This is a genomic window from Nocardia jiangxiensis NBRC 101359 (assembly GCF_000308615.1).
Classification (GTDB): domain Bacteria; phylum Actinomycetota; class Actinomycetes; order Mycobacteriales; family Mycobacteriaceae; genus Nocardia; species Nocardia jiangxiensis.
In genome coordinates, this window is sequence record NZ_BAGB01000041.1 from 606,465 (window position 1) to 624,678 (window position 18,214).

17 protein-coding genes are annotated in these 18,214 nt (G+C 67.8%); 8 read left to right on the forward strand and 9 right to left on the reverse strand.

Going from position 1 to position 18,214, the window contains the following annotated elements; translation table 11 throughout:
• Positions 1–16: 16 nt before the first annotated feature.
• The 3 genes from ON40_RS16880 to ON40_RS16890 are packed head-to-tail and all read right to left on the reverse strand — an operon-like array spanning position 17 to position 2,935.
• Complete coding sequence (locus ON40_RS16880) at positions 17–1,006, reverse strand: ABC transporter permease (RefSeq protein ID WP_083895685.1); 990 nt, start codon at positions 1,004–1,006, stop codon at positions 17–19.
• Positions 999–1,859 carry an ABC transporter ATP-binding protein gene (locus ON40_RS16885; protein WP_040823494.1) on the reverse strand — a complete coding sequence of 287 codons (861 nt, stop codon included), beginning with the start codon at positions 1,857–1,859 and terminating at the stop codon, positions 999–1,001. The genes ON40_RS16880 and ON40_RS16885 overlap by 8 nt, the downstream gene beginning before the upstream one ends.
• Positions 1,856–2,935, reverse strand: coding sequence for an ABC transporter substrate-binding protein (locus ON40_RS16890; protein WP_040823497.1), 1,080 nt, complete (start codon positions 2,933–2,935; stop codon positions 1,856–1,858). Before ON40_RS16890 ends, ON40_RS16885 begins: the two co-directional genes overlap by 4 nt.
• 391 nt (positions 2,936–3,326) lie before the next feature.
• Here ON40_RS16890 and ON40_RS16895 point away from each other — a divergent pair, with 391 nt between their 5' ends.
• The 3 genes from ON40_RS16895 to ON40_RS16905 all read left to right on the forward strand — a co-directional run bounded on the left by ON40_RS16895 (position 3,327) and on the right by ON40_RS16905 (position 7,077).
• Complete coding sequence (locus ON40_RS16895) at positions 3,327–4,961, forward strand: glycoside hydrolase family 183 protein (protein WP_040823500.1); 1,635 nt, start codon at positions 3,327–3,329, stop codon at positions 4,959–4,961.
• A gap of 158 nt (positions 4,962–5,119) precedes the next feature.
• Positions 5,120–6,568, forward strand: a complete 1,449-nt coding sequence (locus ON40_RS16900; RefSeq protein WP_040823502.1) for a CoA transferase — start codon at positions 5,120–5,122, stop codon at positions 6,566–6,568.
• A gap of 80 nt (positions 6,569–6,648) precedes the next feature.
• On the forward strand, positions 6,649–7,077 hold the full coding sequence (locus tag ON40_RS16905) for a hypothetical protein (protein ID WP_157186311.1): 429 nt from the start codon (positions 6,649–6,651) through the stop codon (positions 7,075–7,077).
• A gap of 99 nt (positions 7,078–7,176) precedes the next feature.
• Here the strand turns inward: ON40_RS16905 and ON40_RS16910 are convergent, their stop codons facing one another.
• The 3 genes from ON40_RS16910 to ON40_RS16920 all read right to left on the reverse strand — a co-directional run bounded on the left by ON40_RS16910 (position 7,177) and on the right by ON40_RS16920 (position 9,736).
• Positions 7,177–8,418: an MFS transporter gene (locus tag ON40_RS16910; protein ID WP_040823508.1), complete on the reverse strand. Its 1,242-nt coding sequence runs from the start codon at positions 8,416–8,418 to the stop codon at positions 7,177–7,179.
• Complete coding sequence (locus tag ON40_RS16915; RefSeq protein ID WP_040823510.1) at positions 8,418–9,053, reverse strand: GntR family transcriptional regulator; 636 nt, start codon at positions 9,051–9,053, stop codon at positions 8,418–8,420. The genes ON40_RS16910 and ON40_RS16915 overlap by 1 nt, the downstream gene beginning before the upstream one ends.
• 263 nt (positions 9,054–9,316) lie before the next feature.
• Entirely contained in the window at positions 9,317–9,736 is a 420-nt protein-coding gene (locus tag ON40_RS16920; protein ID WP_040823512.1) for a DUF2000 domain-containing protein, read from the reverse strand.
• A 49-nt stretch (positions 9,737–9,785) separates the two neighbouring features.
• On the opposite strand from ON40_RS16920, the gene ON40_RS16925 reads away from it, so the two are divergent.
• Positions 9,786–10,592: an AraC family transcriptional regulator gene (locus ON40_RS16925; RefSeq protein WP_040824387.1), complete on the forward strand. Its 807-nt coding sequence runs from the start codon at positions 9,786–9,788 to the stop codon at positions 10,590–10,592.
• Between the two features lie 66 nt (positions 10,593–10,658).
• Here the strand turns inward: ON40_RS16925 and ON40_RS16930 are convergent, their stop codons facing one another.
• Complete coding sequence (locus ON40_RS16930) at positions 10,659–11,543, reverse strand: TetR-type transcription factor C-terminal domain-containing protein (RefSeq protein WP_040823514.1); 885 nt, start codon at positions 11,541–11,543, stop codon at positions 10,659–10,661.
• A 126-nt stretch (positions 11,544–11,669) separates the two neighbouring features.
• Here ON40_RS16930 and ON40_RS16935 point away from each other — a divergent pair, with 126 nt between their 5' ends.
• Positions 11,670–12,884, forward strand: coding sequence for an acyl-CoA dehydrogenase family protein (locus ON40_RS16935; RefSeq protein ID WP_040824389.1), 1,215 nt, complete (start codon positions 11,670–11,672; stop codon positions 12,882–12,884).
• 367 nt (positions 12,885–13,251) lie between these two features.
• Positions 13,252–14,769 carry a glycosyltransferase family 39 protein gene (locus ON40_RS16940; protein ID WP_245567835.1) on the forward strand — a complete coding sequence of 506 codons (1,518 nt, stop codon included), beginning with the start codon at positions 13,252–13,254 and terminating at the stop codon, positions 14,767–14,769.
• Positions 14,770–14,831: 62 nt separating this feature from the next.
• Here ON40_RS16940 and ON40_RS16945 read toward each other — a convergent pair whose 3' ends face one another.
• Positions 14,832–15,680, reverse strand: coding sequence for a 3-hydroxybutyryl-CoA dehydrogenase (locus ON40_RS16945; RefSeq protein WP_040824394.1), 849 nt, complete (start codon positions 15,678–15,680; stop codon positions 14,832–14,834).
• Between the two features lie 244 nt (positions 15,681–15,924).
• On the opposite strand from ON40_RS16945, the gene ON40_RS16950 reads away from it, so the two are divergent.
• Complete coding sequence (locus ON40_RS16950; RefSeq protein WP_040823518.1) at positions 15,925–16,872, forward strand: alpha/beta hydrolase; 948 nt, start codon at positions 15,925–15,927, stop codon at positions 16,870–16,872.
• Positions 16,873–17,124: 252 nt separating this feature from the next.
• On the opposite strand, the gene ON40_RS16955 is transcribed toward ON40_RS16950, so the two are convergent.
• A complete protein-coding gene (locus ON40_RS16955) occupies positions 17,125–17,703 on the reverse strand; it encodes a TetR/AcrR family transcriptional regulator (protein ID WP_040823521.1) in 579 nt (192 codons plus the stop codon).
• Between the two features lie 91 nt (positions 17,704–17,794).
• On the opposite strand from ON40_RS16955, the gene ON40_RS16960 reads away from it, so the two are divergent.
• Entirely contained in the window at positions 17,795–18,205 is a 411-nt protein-coding gene (locus ON40_RS16960) for a DUF4345 domain-containing protein (RefSeq protein WP_245567836.1), read from the forward strand.
• Positions 18,206–18,214 lie beyond the last annotated feature (9 nt).

Here is an 18,214-nt window from a genome sequence, read left to right on the forward strand (position 1 = left end):
GTGAATCCTTCGGTGTTTACTGACCGGAACTGGTGCGCCAGCGCGAGAGTCGTCGTTCTACGGCCAGGAGTACGCCGTTGAACACCAGCCCCACCAAAGAGATGGCGATGATGCCGGCATACATGTCGGGGATCTGGAAGTTCTGCTGGGCCGCGGTGATCAGATAGCCGAGTCCGGCTCGGGCGCCGATCATTTCGGCGGCGATCAGCACCAGGATCGAACTCGAGGCCGCCATGCGCAGACCGGTGAAGATCGCGGGCAGCGCCGCGGGCAGGATCACCTTCTGGAACAGTCGCACCGAGGAGAACCCCAGCGACGTAGCGGATTTCACCAGCAGCGGGTCGACCGTGCGGACACCGGTGATCGTATTGAGCAGAATCGGGAAGAAGCCCGCGTACAGCACCAGCGCGACCTTGGAGGTCTCGCCGATGCCGAGGATCAGCACGAACACCGGCAGTAGCGCCAGGGCGGCGGTGTTGCGGAACAGTTCCAGGATCGGTCCGAGGAACTCGGCCACCGGCCGGTACCAGGCGATGGCCACACCCACGGGCACCGCGGTGACCACGGCGAGCGCGAAACCGACGAGTGACCGACCGAGGCTCGCGGAGACGTGCTCCCACATCTGCCCGTTGCGGACCAGCTCCGCGAAGGACTGCGCGACCGTGGAGAACGGCGGTAGGAAGACCGGGTCGACCAGCCCTATCCGCGGCGCGATCTCCCATAACGCCAGGAACAGCGCGATCGCGACCAGCGGTTTGCCGAACCGCCACGCGATCCGGACGGTCGCACGCAGCAGCCGCACAGCGGTATACCTGCCTGGCGCGGCGGCATCGGCCCGTGCCGCAACGGGATCCACGCTGCCGGATCGCAGCGCACCCGGATGCGGTTGCCCGACAACGGAATCCGTGGTCGGCGCTGCGTCGAGCCGTGCGAGTTCGTCCGGCGTCGATGCGGCAAGCTGCTGTATATCGATCGCCTGGTCGGCGCTGGACAGTGCACTAGACATGTGCGGACCTCCGGTCGGTTCCCTGCGGGGACGCCGCGGCGTCGGCGAGCTGTTCGGCCCGCGTGACCTCGGTGTGCAGCAGCGTCCAGATGTGGTGGCGGATTTCTCGGAACCGCTCGGAGGAGCGGAGGTCCGTCTCGGTGTCGCGGCCCGGATCGTCCGAACGATCGAGATCGACCTCGACGACGGCCTTGACCCGAGCCGGGCGCGAGGTCAGCACCGCGACGCGCTGGCCCAGGTACACCGCCTCGTCGATGCCGTGGGTGATGAACAGGATGGTCTTGCCGGTGCTACGCCAGATCCGTAGCAGTTCGTCCTGCAACGTCTCCCGCGTCTGGGCATCGAGTGCGGCGAACGGCTCGTCCATCAGCAGCACCTCCGGGTCGAACGCCAGGCTGCGAGCGATGGCCACGCGCTGCTTCATACCGCCGGACAGCTCGTGCGGATACCGATCACCGAATCCGTCGAGCCCCACCAGTTCCAGGTAGTGTTCCGCGATCGAGCGACGCTCCCGGCGGCGAATCCCCTTGGCCTCGAGGCCGAATTCGATATTGCCCCGCGCGGTGCGCCACGGCAGCAGCGCGTATTGCTGGAAGACGATGCCACGATCCAGACCCGGCCCGGTGATCGGCCGCCCGTCCAGCAGCAGCTGCCCGGCACTGGGCTTGCTCAGACCACCCACCAGATCCAGCAGCGTCGATTTACCCGAACCGCTGGGACCGACCAGCACGAGGAATTCACCGTCGTTCAGTTCCAGCCCGATATCGTCGAGCGCGGTGAAATTCTCCCGCGTGCCGCGAACCCGGAACTCCTTGCGCACCCCGCTCAGCACGAGTTTCGCCGATGTGCTCATTTGGCCACCTTCTCGCCGCCGGGTCCGCTGATCGGCGGATATGTGCCGTTGGCATAGGGATTGAACTTGTTGGTGTAGATGTCCTTCGCGGCGACCTTGCCCGCCGTCAACTGGTGGTTGCGTACCAGCCAGTCGATCCAGATCTGCAGTTCCTTGTCCGCGATCACCGCTCCGGGAACGGGAATGCCGGAACTCTTGTAGTACTTCAGCAGACCGGTGTTCTCGTTGCGCCCGCGCTTGTGGATGATGTCGGCGAAACGCGCCACCACCTGATCCCGCGGTGTCACCTGCAGCCAGCGGATCGCGCGGGCGGTGCCCTGGACGAAATCCCCGACCGCGTCCGCATGCTGCTGAATGAAGTCGTTGCGGAACACGTATGTGCCGTAATCGAATTGGCCGAACAGATTCTTGTCGGTGTAGAGCGTGTGAATTCCGCCGCGAGCGACGGCGGTTTCCAGGAACACGCCCTGCAGGGCGGCCACATCGATCTGCCCCGTGCGCAGTGCCTCCTCGGTGCTGGCGGGCGGCAGCACCACGAGTTGGACCCGGGCGATCTCCGCGTCGCTCAGTCCCTGCTCGTGCAACCACTCACGGGTGATGAATTCGTGGTGCGCGCCGAGAGTGTTGACGCCGACCTTCTTGCCGATCAGGTCCCGAGCGGTCGCGATCCCGGAGTCGTCGCGCACGAAATAACCGGTGTAGGACTGCTCGTCGGCCCCGTAGGAGCTGAGCACCGAGGTGACCGGCGCCCCACCGGCGATCAGTTTGACCACGGCGCCGTTGAACGCGCTGCCGAATTCGAGCTGTTGCGTGGCCGCGGCCTGGATATTCGCCGGACCACTGGTGGTATCCCCCTGCCATTGCAGCCGGGTCTTGGCGAAGTACCCCAGATCCGCGGCCAGCTCGAAGGGCGTGACGGTGCCGGTGGAACCCTGATACCGCAGGACGGTCTTACCGTCCGCGGTGGTGCTCACCCCGTGGGTGCCGCACGCGCTCAGGACGGCGGCCGCGAGTGGGACGGCCAGAGTGCAGGCGAGGGCGCGCACCATGCGCGATCGCCGTAATCGGAACAGCATGAGGTGGAACTTTCACTGAATACGCCTGTGATACAGCGTGTTACGGATCGACTGAACCAGCGGTACGCCACGGGACGTACCGATGCGGTGGATGCGGCGCCGGACCGGCGCCGACGATCAGCCGCGACAGGTGGCCGAGGCCAGGCGCATCAGATCGACGGTGCGGCGCCGGGTCAGCGGAACGATCAGGATCATCCCAGCTCCTTTGCAACCGTAGGGAACACGTCGTATCGACGAACTATGGCCGCACGCCCGGCCTGCGACAAGGGTTGTGCGCAGGGCGAGCCCATACCTGTTCCGGTCGCCCGGTGGTGTGGGCGCGCCGCGCGGGCATACGGATTAAGGTCTGTGGTGAGAACTGGATTGTGAACCCCTGCGAGGAGCCGACCGGGTGCTGCGAGACGCTACCGTTGCCGCTGCGGTGATCGTGATGACCGTGACCACCGCGCAGCCCGGCGCCGCCGCCCCGCTGCCGTGGGCGCCAGCGCCCGTGAACGCCTGTGGCGAAGCCGGTTTCGATCCGCAGGCCCGCACGCCGAATCCGGCCGTCCCGGTCCCGCCGCCCGCACCGGCGCAGCCGCCGACCATCCAGGTTCAGGTGGTGCAGCCCAAGATCACCCCGGTGAAGATTCCCAAGCAGGTGCACAACACCCGGATCGCACCGGCGGCGCTCCCGGCCGATCTGTGCGCCAATCCGTGCCCGCAACTGGCCGGTGGGCGCGCGCGGACCTCGTATCCGATCCCGCCGGGCACGCCGACCTGGCCCGAAGGTCCGCCGAAGCCGGCGACCACGACGTCGCCGACCACCACGCCGCCCAGCACCACACCCCCGGCCAGTTCCGCACCCCCGACCCCGTGGCAGCTGCCGAAGCTGCAGATCGTCCCGCAGCCGGAGGTGATCCCGCTGCCCGTCACACTGCTCGGCCCGGACGTCACCGGCCCACGCCCGCAACCACTTCCGCCCGTGGTTCACCCGCCGGTGCAACCCGCACCCGTCACGCACGCGCTCGCGCCGTTCCGGATCGGGGACGTCTACCCCGTGACGCAGCTGACCGGACCCGGATCGCAGAACCGCACCGATATGCGCTGGCAGGTGAACGACACCGATCTGGGCCTGATGTGGGAATCCGCACCGGGCCGGGTCGCCGTCGCCTTCGGCGACACGTTCGGCACCGGATTCCAGGACGGCGGACCCAGCGGTGGGGACTGGCGCAGCAATGTCCTGGGCTTCAGCTCCGATCGCGACCTCGCGCACGGGATGAAGATCGACACCATGGTCTCCGACGCGCCGTGTCACGCCACCGAGGTGCTCGGCAGTTACAAGGTGAACAACTTCGAGATCACCGTCATCCCGACGTCCGGTTTCGCGCTGGGCGATCGGCAGTACCTGAGCTACATGTCGGTGGCGCGCTGGTCCAAGAAGCCGAGTCGCTGGTGGACCAACTACGGCGGCCTGGCCTATTCCGACGACGGCGGGCAGACCTGGGTGGACGACGAGCACGTCCGATGGGACAACGTCTTCGGTCAGGGCCAGTTCCAGGTGGTGGCGATGGCGCCGCACGACGGATACGTCTACATGTTCGGCACGCCCAACGGACGTTTCGGCACCATCGCGCTCGCACGCGTCCCGCAGGCCGACGTGCTGAACAAATCGGCATACCAATATTGGATCGACGGCTTCTGGCGGCCGACCCTCCAGGCGCCCTCACCGGGCGGCACGGGGATGGAACTGTCGGCCAGCCCGATCATGTCCGGTATCGCCGGGGAGCTCTCGGTCCGCTACGACACCGCCGCGGGCCGCTGGGAGATGAGCTACCTCGACGCGGACAACAACGTGCTGGTGCTGCGTCGATCCACTACCCCGCAGGGCATCTGGTCCGCCCCCGCCACCCTGCTGAGCACCGCGGACTACCCCTCGGGGTACGGCGGCTTCATGCACCCCTGGTCCACCGACCACGACCTGTACTTCACCCTGTCCGAATGGCGGCACTACAACGTCTACCTCATGCACGCATCCATCCACTGACCTCGGCCCGCAGCTGCCCATCTCATGACCGACCGGCCGCGAGGGAATCGACGACGCCGATGTCCCAGCGCCGTCGGCCGATCTCGTCCTCGCCCCGCCCACTACCCGAAATATCAAGCGACACAAGCCGATAGATTCCCGAACCGGCAGGAGACGCCATGACCATCGAACATCGACCGGTCGCCGATGAGGGCGAGCTCGATCACCTCGCCGCGCTGGACGATCTCCTCGCGAGTACCGGATTGTCGGCAGCCGACGCCGGGGGTGCGGTCGCCTTCGAGGGGCAGGATCCGATCCTGGCCGCGCGACATCGGCTGGGCGCGTCCATCGGCATCCCGCTGATGGGTGCGGCCGTCGGCGCGGTCGCGGTGCATCGTCGTCGCGGTGGGCCCGCGCAGGATCTGCACCTGGACCTGCGCCAGGCCGTGCACGGCATCACCCCGCACGCGTTCTGGCATCCCACCCTCGCCGGTGAGTTGCCGCCGTTCCCGCTGGTCGCGGACAATCCGTTCCTGCTCGCGCCGTATCGCACCGCGGACGGTCGCACCGTGATGGCCTCGGGGGTGTATCCGCATCTGGCCGCGAAATGGTGCCGATTCCTGGACGTCCCACCGGATTACGCGAAGGTCGCCGCGGCATTCGCCGCACGCGACGCCTTCGAACTCGAGGAAGCCGCGAACGCCGCCGGACTCCCGCTGTGTGTGGCGCGGACCCCGGAGGAATGGCTCGCACACCCGCAGGGCGCGCTGCTGGCCACCCGGCCGGTGATCGGACTACAGCGCATCGCGGACGCGCCGGTAGCCGACTTCGGTTCGGCCGCACGGCCTTTGGATGGCATCCGAGTACTGTCGTTCACCCACGCCATCGCCGGTCCGACCGTCGGGCGCACCCTCGCGGAACAGGGTGCGGACGTACTGTGCGCCACCCGCCCCAACGACTACGAGCACGATTTCATCTATGCCGAGGCCAACGTCGGCTCCCGCAGCGCCTACGTCGACCTGAATACCGACTCCGGCCGCGAACGCGCCGAGCGGCTGCTGGCGGATGCGCACATCGTGGTCAACAACCATCGCGGCGACAAACTCGAGCGGCTCGGTCTCGATCCGGCGCAGCTCGCGGCCCGATATCCGGGGATCATCGTCGTCTCGGTCACCTGCTACGGCTCCGAAGGTCCGTGGCGGACCCGCGGCGGCTTCGACATGAACGGCTCGGCCGCCTCGGGCCTGATGAGCATCGAGGGCGGCGACGAGCATCCGAAACTGCCCGTCACCGGCATGATCAACGATTTCATCACCGGCTACATGGGGGCCATCGGCGCGCTGGCCGCACTCGTGAAACGCAGTACCGAGGGCGGTTCGTGGCACGTCACGGTCAACCTCACCCGCACCGCGATGTGGTATCGAACGCTCGGCCTGGTCGATCCGGCCGACGCGGGCTCGGCCGATCGGCACACCCTGCTCGACCCCGCCGCCTACGACGCCGCGAGCCCGCTCGGCGACGTGCACATGCTCGCTCCGCCGGTCCGTTTCTCGCACACCGCACCCGCCTGGCCGGACCCGCCGCTGGTGCCTCGCGGCTCGAGCCGCCCGCAGTGGCGAACCGTATGAGCCGAGCTTTCCGTCAGCGTGACCGAGCGGATTGGGCAACAATGTCCCCGGAAGGTCGATCCGAACAAAGGATTACACAGATGCGACGACCAGCATGGACACGTGTGGCGGCAGCCGTGGCAGTCGCGACCCCCGCGGCGTTCGCGGTACTCGTGATGCCCGCGGCCTCGGCCGCGCCCGCGTTGGCGGCGCCGGACGTGCAGTTCACGGCGTCCGGACCGGGCACGGTCACCGCGACCGTGCACAACAAGAACACCCAGCAGGGCACCGTGTGCTGGGCAACCGACACCGACAACAAGACCGTCTTCGGCAGCGGCGGCCAGGATTCGTACGCCGGTCCCGGCCGGACGATCACCGTCTCGATCCGGAATCTGCCGAACGGCCCGATCCACGCGCAGGCGTTCTGCGCGTACCACACCCCGCCGTTGGGTTCACACGACTACACCTCGTCCACGGCGCCCACGACGGTCACCGTCACCGGCGGCGCACCCACCGGCAGCGCCGGCTAGCCACCGGCTGCCGATATACAACGGCCGGGCTCGCGGCGTCCATCACACCACGAGCCCGGCCGCTCCCTCCTCCGGCTTGTGGCCGGATATCATTGGGGCTCAGCTTATTTCGAGCTTCGCACGGTAGTTCCGCAGCACCACTGCCAGGCAGGCCAGTGCGACCAGCGCTCCGGCCACGAGCATGACCGGATAGCCGAGCCCGGTGGTCTGATTCAGCAGAGCCAGCAGGGCGGGCAGGCCGAAGCCGATGTAGCAGACCGAGTAGAAGACCGCGGTCAGCCCCGCCAGATCCTGCGGTTCGGCGATGCGCTCGACCTCTTGTAACCCGGCGACGAGTCCGATGCCGTTCCCGGCACCCAGCACCGCCGCCGCGACCAACGCGATCCAGAGCGTCAGCGTGGTGGCCGCGACCGCCGCGAGCACCATTCCGGCCGTGACCAGCACCAGCGCGAGCGCCGCGATCCGCGCCACCCCGGGACGATCGATCCGCCGGGCCACCGACTGGATCAGGAATCCGCAGCCCAGGGTCAACACCGTGAGCAGTGCCGAGAAGCCGATCTGCAGACTGTGCGCCTTTCCGGCCAGCAACGTCGGCAGGACCGCGTAGGCCGTGCCGACCGAAGCGAACACCCACACCGCCACCGGCAGCGCGACGCCCAGGAACCGATGGTGTCCGGGCGACGGAATACGCAGATCGTCCCGCAGACGCCCCGGATTCGATTGTCGCACCACAGTTTCCGGAACACGCATCACCCAGACCGCGCCCACCGCACACAGCGCGACATTCACCAGATATGCCAGCGAATGCGGCCACGGCGCCCACTGCGCCAGCACTCCGGCCACACCTGCGCCGAGTGCGAATCCCGCGGTCAGACTCATCGCCGAACGCCGCGCACCGGTCCCGACCGCCGCCGCCGACGAATACGGCGGCTGCGACAACTCCTTGACCCAGCTACCGCCCACGGCCATCGCCAACCCCAGCGCCACGCCCGAGAGCACCCGGCCGACCGACAGCAGCGCCACCGAATCGGCTCCCAAAGCCAGCAGCAACGACGCCGCCGCGGCAATGAACGGCGCCGGGCGCATCAGCCTGCGCCGTCCGAACCGATCCGAGAGCGGGCCGCCGATCAGCAGTGCGGGCACGATGCCCAGCACGTAGTCGAACAGCAGGACGTCCACGGTGGTGACCGACAGCCCGTGATTCTTGTACATCACCAGCAACGGCGTGAATTCGTTACCGCCCCAGGCGATCACGAACATCGCCGCACCCACGCCCCGCCAGGCCCGCGGCGCGGCGAGCACACCGGGCGCGCGCTCGACCTCGACCACCGAACTCGTCATCACAAACCCCGCAATTCCAACTGGTGCACCCCGGACAGATGCTCGACGAGCAACGCGGCGAAGCCGTCGGCATCACCGGACTCGATTGCATCGGCCAGGCGCGCGTGCTCCGCCACGATCTGCGCCGCATTACCCGAACGGCGTTGCACCGCAAGGCTGTTCATTCGACGCTGCCGCTCCCGCAACGAGTCGTAGAACCCGGTCAGGAGCGGATTGCCCGCGGCGGCCACGGCCCCGCGGTGGAACTCGGTGTCCAGGGCCGCGAACTGCTCCAGATCCCCCGCCGCGGCCAGCTCGCGCTGCGATTCGATCACCGAGCGCAACTCCGCCAGCAGCGCGGTCCGGTCGAGGGTGGCCAGCGCACGGACCGCGGCCGTCTCCACGACGTACCGAGCGTGCGCGACATGTTCGGCCTCCCCCGGCGGCACCGGCACCACCAGCGCACCGCGCTTGGGATACAGCCGCATCCACCCTTCTGCCTCCAACCGCAGAAATGCCTCGCGCACCGGAGTGCGCGAAGTTCCCAGATCGGCCGCGACCTCCCCCTCGCTGATCAATTCGCCACCGGGCAGCGCACCGCCCAGAATCCGCTCCTTGACCTCTCGATAGGCCCGCTCGGCGGATGAATACGTCATAGACACAAGATGCATCTTAGCTCGACCGCCACACCGCATCCTGGACGACCCCCGCGAACACCCACGTCACAACCGTGCGCAGCCGCCGCACACCCACATCGCTCACGTGATGACCGATCCGCGTCGCCGGGCCAACCGATGCGCTCACGGCTCACGGCTCACGGCTCACGGCTCACGGCTCACGGCTCACGGCTCACGGCTCACGGCTCACGGCTCACGGCTCACGGCTCACGGCTCACGGCTCACGGCTCACGGCTCACGGCTCACGGATGCATGCGCGCACCCTTGCTCACCTTGTCCACGACGTTGCGCGGTCCATAGACGGCGAGTCCGACCAGGTCGAGCGAATCCGTGCCGACCGCGCGCACCGCGGCTCGGTTGGCGGCGTCGTGGCCGGTGGCGAACAGGTCCGAGGTGAACACCGCCGTGTGCAGTCCGCGCGCGAGCGCCTTCGAGTGTGCGGACTGCAACGTCTCCTTGCTGGCCTCGAAGACCAGGACCGGCTGCCGGAACATCGGCAGGTACGCGGTGCCGTCGGCATCCTCGTACGGTTCGCCGATCACCTCCGGCAGCACCGTCCCCAGCCCGCTGACCAGGAAGGACGTCACATTCAACCGTTGCCACACCGGCAGGTCGTCGCGCAGCAGGACCGCGATCTTGGTATCGAAACGCACATTCTCCATGCGACGACTCTGCGCCGGTCGGGTCCGCGAAGGCTTGTACGATTCTGGCATGGTTGCCGGCGCAGTCGAGCAGGTCCGGGCCTGGCAGCCCCGGGTTCCGGGCATCGTCGAGGTGTTTCATGCCCGATTCGTCGAGCACGTCTATCCGATGCACGCGCATGACGCGTGGACTCTGCTCATCGTCGACGAGGGCGCGGTTCGCTACGACCTGGACCGACACGAATACGGCGTCCTGGGTTCGGCGGTCTCGCTGCTGCCGCCGCACGTCCCGCACAATGGTCAGGCCGCGACCGCGCACGGATTCCGCAAGCGGGTGCTCTACCTCGACACCGATCACCTGCCCGAGACGATGATCGGCTCCGCGGTCGACACACCGACGTTCGCCGATCCGCTACTGCACCTGCGCATCCGCCAGCTGCATGCCGTACTCGCCACTCCGGGTGAGGAATTCGAGGCCGCCGGACGTCTCACGCTCATCCACGATCGCCTCGACACCCTGTTGCAGGGCATCGATCCACCCGCTCGGCACGCCGATCCCGGACTCGCGCACCGCCTCCGAGATCTGCTCGATTCCCATGTTGCGCAAGGTATTTCCCTCGAGGAGGCCGCGGCCGAACTCCATGCCGACCCCACCCACCTGATCCGCGCCTTCGGCCGCGAGTTCGGTATGCCGCCCCACCGGTACCTGATCGCGCGCCGGGTCGATCTGGCCCGGCCACTGCTACTGCGCGGTATGCCGACGCGAGATGTGGCAGCCGCCACGGGTTTTCACGACCAGCCGCATCTGACCCGGCATTTCAAGCGGATCCTCGGCACGACACCGGCCCGATACGCGCGCAGTGGTCCCGCGTACTGAACGCACCCGATCGATGTCCCCCGACGTGCGCTGAGATCGGATCATCGCCGATCGCCGTACCGGAGTTCACGGTCGGGCTGTATCGAGTCCGATCAGCCGTAGCGCGAAATCGGCGTACCGCGTGGCGAGTTGCTCCGGCGTGACGGGCCCGTCGAGCCGAAACCATTGCGGCAGTGCGGTACACATGGTCGCGATCGCGCGGCCCGCGATGTGGATCCGGTCGTCGGCCGGGCCGTGCGCATCGGCGGCCTCGGCGATCGCCGCATCGAGTTGATATTGGATCTCGTTGCGGGAAGCGGTGATTCGTCTGCGGTTCGGTTCGGTCAGGCTGCGCATCTCGCTGGCGCCGATGAATGCCAGCTTCCTGCGGTGGGTGTGGAACAGCGCGAGGGCCTCGACGGTGCAGGCCAGCCGGTCGACCGGTGTCCGGCCCTGCCCGCGTGCGGCCGGTACCCGCCAGTGCAACTCCTCCATCGTCAGATCGAAGGCTCGCACCAGCAACTGCTGCTTGTCGGGGTAATGGTGGTAGACGCCGGGCACACTCATCCCCGCCCGGTCGGCGATCGAACGCATCGTCGCACCGTGGTACCCCGTCTCCACGAACGAATCGACGGCCGCCTCGAGCACCGGATCGGTCGGCAGCGGCGGGAATTCACGCCAATTGCGGTCGGATCGCTCGGTGGCGGTAGCCGCGCGGCCTCGCTCGGGACGATCGGGCCGCGGTGCGGAATCCCGCTCACCGATCAGCAGCGGCACCGTCGTGCCCAACTCCTTCGCCAGGGTTCGCAGCCGCGGTACCGAGACGCCGGTCCGGCCGTTCTCGATGGCGCTGAGCGTGGCCGGGCTGACGCCGATGCGACGCGCGGTCTCCCGAAGGGAGATACCGGCCGCGGTCCGCGCGGCTCGCAGCCGAGCGCCGATATCGTCTGCGGAACGGTCCCCGGAATCCATCTGTTCAGGATATCCGAACACTCGAAGTTCGCACATCTCCGCTTTTGACAGAGGTAATCGCTGCATGGCAATGTTCCTACGAACCCCAGCCGAGCGTACGTTCGGGCCGACAGGTGAGGAGTGACTGTGGCGATCGATCTGTCCCACCCAGCCGAAATTCGCGAACTGGCCGAGCGCACGCGCGAATTCGTCCGCACCACGATCCTGCCGATCGAGGACGCGCACGGTGGCGACATCGCCGCGGCGGGCGGGGACGCGAACCGGGTCGAGATGCAGCAGGCCGCCCGCGACGCGGGCGTCTTCGCACCGCACGCGCCGGTCGAGTACGGCGGACACGGTCTGGGCATGTCGAATCGGGCACCGGTCTTCGAGGAGGCCGGATACTCACTGTTCGGCCCGACCGCCCTGAATATCGCGGCGCCCGACGAGGGCAATGTGCACATGCTCGCCCACATCGCGAATCCCGAACAGAAACAGCAGTTCCTCGAACCCCTCGCCCGCGGCGACGTCCGTTCGGCGTTCGCGATGACCGAACCGGCTCCCGGGGCGGGTTCGGATCCCTCGGCCCTGGCCACCCGCGCGGTGCGCGCGGAGGGCGGCTGGCGGATCAACGGCCACAAATGGTTCATCACCGGCGCCGACGGCGCGGGTTTCTTCATCATCATGGCCCGCACCACCGGTGAGCCGGGCCAGCGCGGCGGGGCGACGATGTTCCTGGCCCCGGCCCACACTCCCGGCATCCGCGTGGAACGCCACATCGAGACCTTGGACAAGTCGATGATCGGCGGGCACTGCGAGGTGTTCTTCGACGACGTACTGGTCCCGGATTCGGCGGTGCTGGGTGCGGTCGACCGCGGTTTCGAATACGCGCAGGTGCGCTTGGGCCCGGCCCGGATGACGCATGTGATGCGCTGGCTGGGCGCCGCTCGCCGCGGCCACGACGTCGCGGTGGCGCATGTGGCCGAACGTCAGGGCTTCGGATCGCGGCTGGGCGATCTGGGCATGATCCAGAAGATGATCGCCGACAACGAGATCGATATCGCGGCCACCCGCGCACTGCTCACCCAGGCGTGCTGGGAACTCGATCGGGGCGAGCCCGCCGCCAACGCCACCTCCATCGCGAAAACCTTTGCCGCGGAAGCGATCTTCCGGATCGTCGATCGCAGCGTGCAGATGTGCGGCGGCCTGGGCGTATCCGGAGATCTGCCGCTGGCGCGGCTCTCGCGGGAAGTACGCCCGTTCCGCATCTACGACGGCCCCTCGGAGGTACACCGCTGGGCCATCGCCAAACGCGCCGTCGGCGCGGCCCGCCGCGCACGCCGCGAGGCCGAGTCGGAGTAATTCGCTTTCACTCCCCACGGCCGTCACACCTCCTGTGCGGCCAGTCGGGCACGGCGGCACTCCAGTTCAGCGGGATGTCGTCCAAGCACGCCTCGCCGTCGCCGCGGACGATGCACATGTACCGCCTCTCGGGTGAACGTGACGGCCAATGGGTGTCCCGGAGCACGGATTTCGGTGGTTCTCCGTGGCCGGTAAGGCTTCGCAGTGGCAGTGACGATGTGTGACTGCATATTTCACGCGGCGTCGCATCCGACCCCGCTCGGCGATGCTCGGCCACTCGACCAGCCGCAGAACGGTCCGTCAGCTGCGGCAGGATCGCACTCGTTCCGGCGACTGCGTTCGAGCCGTTCACTTCGAGGAGTGGGCCGTGACCGAGGGCGACCGGGCAGACATCGCGGAGAATCCTGTTCCGCCTGGGCGATCCGAGGATCGCGGGCGGCCGCCGATCGCTCGACGGCCGGTGTTCGTGATCGCGGCGGTGGCGGCGATCGTGCATCTGCTGGTGGCCACACGCTTCGGCTGGCATCGCGACGAGTTCTACTACGTCCTGTGCGGCAGGCATCCGGACTGGGGTTATGTCGATCAGCCGCCGTTGGCCCCGCTGCTGGCGCGGCTGGCCGCCGAGCTGCCCGGCGGGGTGCTGCCGCTGCGATTGCTGGCGATCGCAGCGCAGATCGGTTGTGTCCTACTGGCTTCCGTACTGGCCGCCGAATTCGGCGGTCGACGGCGTGCGCAGACCCTGGCCGCGGCGGCGGTCGCCGCGTGCCCGGTGTTCGTGGCGGCCTCGATGCTGTTCGGCACGACGGTGCTCGATCAGCTGAGCTGGGTGGCGGTACTCGTGCTGACGGCCAGGGCCCTGCGGTCCGGCACGACCCGTGCCTGGCTCACCGCAGGGCTGGTGGCCGGTATCGGATTGCAGACCAAGGACACTCTCGCGGTGCTGCTGATCGGCATCGTCGTGGGCCTGCTGGCGTTCCGACGGGACGCGCTGCGCGGGCGCGGCCCCTGGCTGGCCGGGGTGCTGGCGATCCTGATCGCGGTGCCGAACATCATCTGGGACGCGCGACATCAGTGGGCGAATCTGCACATGGCGCAGGCGCTGGCCGATCAGCAGGGCGGCCCGCTCGGTGCGCTGACCCAGATCCCGACACTGGTCTCGCTGCTGGCCGGTCCGCCGTTGATCGCTCTGTGGTATTCCGGTGTGCGCCACCTGATTTCGCACGACGGGCGAGAGCACCGCTGGCTGCTGGCAGCCTCGGTCGTAGTCCTGCTGCTGTTCACCGTCAGCGGCGGCAAGGTCTACTATGCCGCTCCGGTGCTGGCGGGCCTGTTCGCGGCCGGGGCGGTACGGGTCGAGGGGCTCGCGCCCAAACGCTGGCGCTGGCCGCTCGCGGTGGCCGTATCCGCACTGCTCGCGATCGTGATCGGTCTGCCGGTGCTCCCGCCCCGCGCGGAGACCGCGTTGCGGCCGGTCGACCCGCAGGCCATGGAGACCTACGGCTGGCCCGGCTTCGTCGACCAGATCGCCCGTGCCGCAGCACCATTGCCCGCCGAGGTCCCCATCTTCGCCAGCAACTACGGCGAGGCCGGTGCGGTGAGCATCCTGGGCCCCGCGGCCGGACTGCACCGCACGGTGCTCAGCGGCCACAACAACTATCTGCTCTGGGGTCCGCCGCCGGGCACACCCGACACCGTCCCGTGCGTGGGCCAGTGGAACACCACCTACCTGCACCGCTTCTGGTCCCAGGTCATCGAAATCGCACCCCTGACCCTGCCGGACGGACTGACCGATCAGGAGACCGCCCAGCACGCCGCCATCTACCTGTGCACCCAGCCACTCGGAACCTGGGCACAGTTGTGGCCTGGCCTGCGACACCTCGACTGAGATCGCCACGACGAGCGGCACACGAGGTGCGGCGGGCCCTGCCTCGGGCCCGCCGGGCTCGTCTAGCTGTAGTTGTAGAAACCGCGACCGGTCTTGCGGCCCAGGCGACCCGCATCGACCATGCGGCGCAGCAGCGCCGGGGGTGCGTAGTGCGGTTCGGCGAATTCGGCGTACAGCGACTCCGACGCGGCCAGCGCGATATCGAGGCCGACGGTATCCAGCAGCGTCAGCGGACCCATCGGGTAGCCGCAGCCGCCCTTCATCGCGTCGTCGATGTCCTCGGCCGACGCGTAGCCCGATTCGAGCATCCGCACCGCCTGACACAGGTACGGGATCAGCAGCGCGTTCACGATGAACCCGGACCGGTCACCGGCCTGCACGGTGGTCTTGTTCAGCGTGTTCTTCGCGTAATCGGTGACCGCGGCGGCGGTTTCCGGCGAGGTGACCAGCGTCGAGATGATCTCCACCAGCGGCATCACCGGGACCGGGTTGAAGAAGTGCATGCCCAGCACCTGCTCCGGACGCTGGGTCGCGCCCGCGACCTTGATCACCGGAATCGAGGAGGTGTTGGTGGCCAGAATTCCGGCGGGCTTGACGATCTTGTCGAGCTTGCCGAAGATCTCGTACTTCAGCGATTCGATCTCCGGAGCCGCCTCCACCACCAGATCACGATCGGCGAAGTCGTCGATGTCCAGCGTCACCCGCACGCGCGCGATCGCCGCGTCGGCGTCCTCCTGGCTGATCCTGCCCTTGCTCACACCGCGCGAGATCGACGCGGCGACCCGCTGCTGCGCGGCTTCGACCAGCTCCTGCCTCGTCTCGAGAACCAGGACCTCACTTCCGGCCTTGGCGCATACCTCGGCAATGCCCGCGCCCATCGTGCCGCCACCGATCACACCGATCAGTTTCACAGTCACCACTCCAAATCCTGTTCGACAACAGTTCCCGGCCCAGGGCCACAGCTCAGGATACGAAGGACGACGACAGCGCCCGCCACCCCACCACCTCATGGGACATTCCTCACAACTCGGGCTGTAATTTGTATTCTCAAAAACCGAGAAGATAATCTCGATCCAACGAGAGGACGATTCTCGCAAGATCAGCGCCGGTCGGGCCGGTACCGATGCGCAGGCCACGGGCGGAAAGGATCCCCGCATGACCGTCACCGACAACGACCTCCCCCTCCTCGCCGACGGCGATCCACAACCGGTCGTCGCCGAGATCGACGGGATCCCGATCTCGGGACTGCTCGCGCGGGCGCGTAATCCGCGCGCGACCCTGGTCGCACTGCACGGCGGCGCAACCACGTCGCTGTACTTCGACTGCCCGGGTCATCCGGACCTGTCGCTGCTGCGCACCGCGGCCGCCGCCGGATTCACCGTGCTGGCGCTGGACCGGCCCGGTTACGGCAGATCGCACCCGTACGGCACGCAGCTGGCAGACCCGCAACTACGCGTCGAACTCATGTACCGCGCCATCGACCATCATCTGGACACGGCATCGCGCGGCGCCGGGGTGTTTCTGCTGGCGCATTCGGCCGGGTGCGAGACCGCGGTCCGGATGGCCGCCGACGCCGAGCGCGGTCCGCAACTCCTGGGCCTGGAACTCTCCGGCACCGGACGACAGCGGCAGGCCGCCGCCGAGGAGATCCTCGCCGTGCGACCCCGGCCCGACAATGTGAAGGTGGGCCGGTTGCTGTGGGAGCCCGCGCGGCTGTACCCGCCCGAACATGTCGGCGGCGGGCTGATCGGTTCCAGCGGACCGGGATTCGAAGGGAAGCTGGTGCAGGAGTGGGCGGCCGAACACTTCCCGGAACTGGGCCCGCGCGTACGGATTCCGGTGCGTTTCACCGTCGCCGACCACGAGCAGGTCTGGCGCAACGATCCCGCCGGTCTGCTCGAGATCGCCGAACTGTTTTCCGCCGTTCCGCGCCTGGTGCTGAACATTCAGCAGAACTCCGGACACAACATCAGCATCGGACATACCGCGACGGCCTACCACCTCGAGGTCCTGGCCTTCGCCGCCGAATGCATCGTGGCCCGAGAGAACGGCGAATTCAGCGGTCCGGCACGGCAATTCGACGGCATGTCCGCCGGGAGCTGAGTCGGCGGACGTCGTCGGGTCCGACCTCTGGGTGCTGATACCGGCCCGCGGGGTGAGATCCGATTTCTTGCTGTCCATCGGCGGCGGCGAGACCTTCGTGCCGCGATGCAGTTCCAGGGTCACCTGCGCGGGACGATTCGCCATATCGAATCGCCCGGTCACCTCGTAGCGGCGTGAGGTTCTCGGCGGACGGGCTGGTCACCGGCCGCATCGTCGCCGGTTCCGAGTCGGCCGAGTGGGACCGGCTCGAGGTCAGGTCCGCAGGGCGCTGAGTGCGCCTTCCAGTGCGCCGAGGCAGGTGGTCTGGACCTGCTCCCGAGTGAGCGTGTCGTGCTCGAGCCATTCCAGGCAGAGGGTGTGCACGAACATGAGCCATGCGGTGAGCAGGGAGGACATCAGTTCGCGGGCGGGTCCGGCCAGCCCGAGGGCAGTGAGCATCACCTCGCGCATGGCGGTGTGTTCGCCGAAGACGATCGCCTGGACGACCGGATCGCCGGACAGGGCGCGGTTTGCGGCCAGGACCGTATTGCGGTTCGTCGCGAAATACTCCAGATGGGCGTCGAGACCCGCGGCCACCTGATCGGTCAGCGGGAGCTCCGGATCGATGTGCACCACCGCCTGCAGCGCCTCGGCCGCGCGACGGTAGATCGCCGCGAACAGGGCGCTCTTGGTCGGAAAATGGCGGTAGAGCAGGGCGCGGGATACCCCGGCCCGTTCGGCGATCCGATCCATCTGCACCCGGTCGTAGGGCAGTTCGGCGAACACCTGCGCGCCGACGTCGAGCAGTTCGGCGCGACGTTGTTCGGGCGTCAGTCGGCGACGAGGCGGCATCACCCCAGACTAGTTGACGCGTGTGTACTAACGCGGTTACGCTCGAAACACTAGTTGACACATGTCTACTAGCCCAGGGGAAGGGACAGCTGTGCGAGCCGTATTGCGTTGGTTCCTCATCATTTTCGGCGTCGCCTGCGCACTCATCGCGCTGGCGCACATTTTCATCGGACCGCGCACGATCATCGGGGCGAACACCCCGAACGCCACCCTGGACGGGGATATGCGCATGGTGATGGTGCTGTTCCTGGCTTACGGGCTGCTGTGCGTGTGGGCCGCAAGGGATCTGGACCGTTACGCGGGCCTGATCCACCTGCTGATGCTGGTGTTCTTCGTCGGCGGGCTGGTCCGGTTGCTGACCGTGGCCTACGTCGGCTGGCCCCACTGGTTCTACATCGCCATGATCGTCGTCGAAATCGTTGTGCCGCTGATCTATTCGCCGTTGCTTCGGCAGGTCACCGGTCGGCCGATCGGCGCGGACCTGGCCGAGCTGACGCACTAGGTCCGGCAG

Excerpts from the sequence above, each read along its gene's own strand:
- ON40_RS16900 (WP_040823502.1), top strand. The coding sequence starts at position 5,120 with ATGACCATCGAACATCGACCGGTCGCCGATGAGGGCGAGCTCGATCAC.
- ON40_RS16915 (WP_040823510.1), bottom strand. The coding sequence starts at position 9,053 with ATGACGTATTCATCCGCCGAGCGGGCCTATCGAGAGGTCAAGGAGCGG.
- ON40_RS16910 (WP_040823508.1), bottom strand. The coding sequence starts at position 8,418 with ATGACGAGTTCGGTGGTCGAGGTCGAGCGCGCGCCCGGTGTGCTCGCC.
- ON40_RS16930 (WP_040823514.1), bottom strand. The coding sequence starts at position 11,543 with ATGGATTCCGGGGACCGTTCCGCAGACGATATCGGCGCTCGGCTGCGA.
- ON40_RS16905 (WP_157186311.1), top strand. The coding sequence starts at position 6,649 with ATGCGACGACCAGCATGGACACGTGTGGCGGCAGCCGTGGCAGTCGCG.
- ON40_RS16890 (WP_040823497.1), bottom strand. The coding sequence starts at position 2,935 with ATGCTGTTCCGATTACGGCGATCGCGCATGGTGCGCGCCCTCGCCTGC.
- ON40_RS16955 (WP_040823521.1), bottom strand. The coding sequence starts at position 17,703 with ATGCCGCCTCGTCGCCGACTGACGCCCGAACAACGTCGCGCCGAACTG.
- ON40_RS16920 (WP_040823512.1), bottom strand. The coding sequence starts at position 9,736 with ATGGAGAATGTGCGTTTCGATACCAAGATCGCGGTCCTGCTGCGCGAC.
- ON40_RS16950 (WP_040823518.1), top strand. The coding sequence starts at position 15,925 with ATGACCGTCACCGACAACGACCTCCCCCTCCTCGCCGACGGCGATCCA.
- ON40_RS16885 (WP_040823494.1), bottom strand. The coding sequence starts at position 1,859 with ATGAGCACATCGGCGAAACTCGTGCTGAGCGGGGTGCGCAAGGAGTTC.
- ON40_RS16925 (WP_040824387.1), top strand. The coding sequence starts at position 9,786 with ATGGTTGCCGGCGCAGTCGAGCAGGTCCGGGCCTGGCAGCCCCGGGTT.
- ON40_RS16880 (WP_083895685.1), bottom strand. The coding sequence starts at position 1,006 with ATGTCTAGTGCACTGTCCAGCGCCGACCAGGCGATCGATATACAGCAG.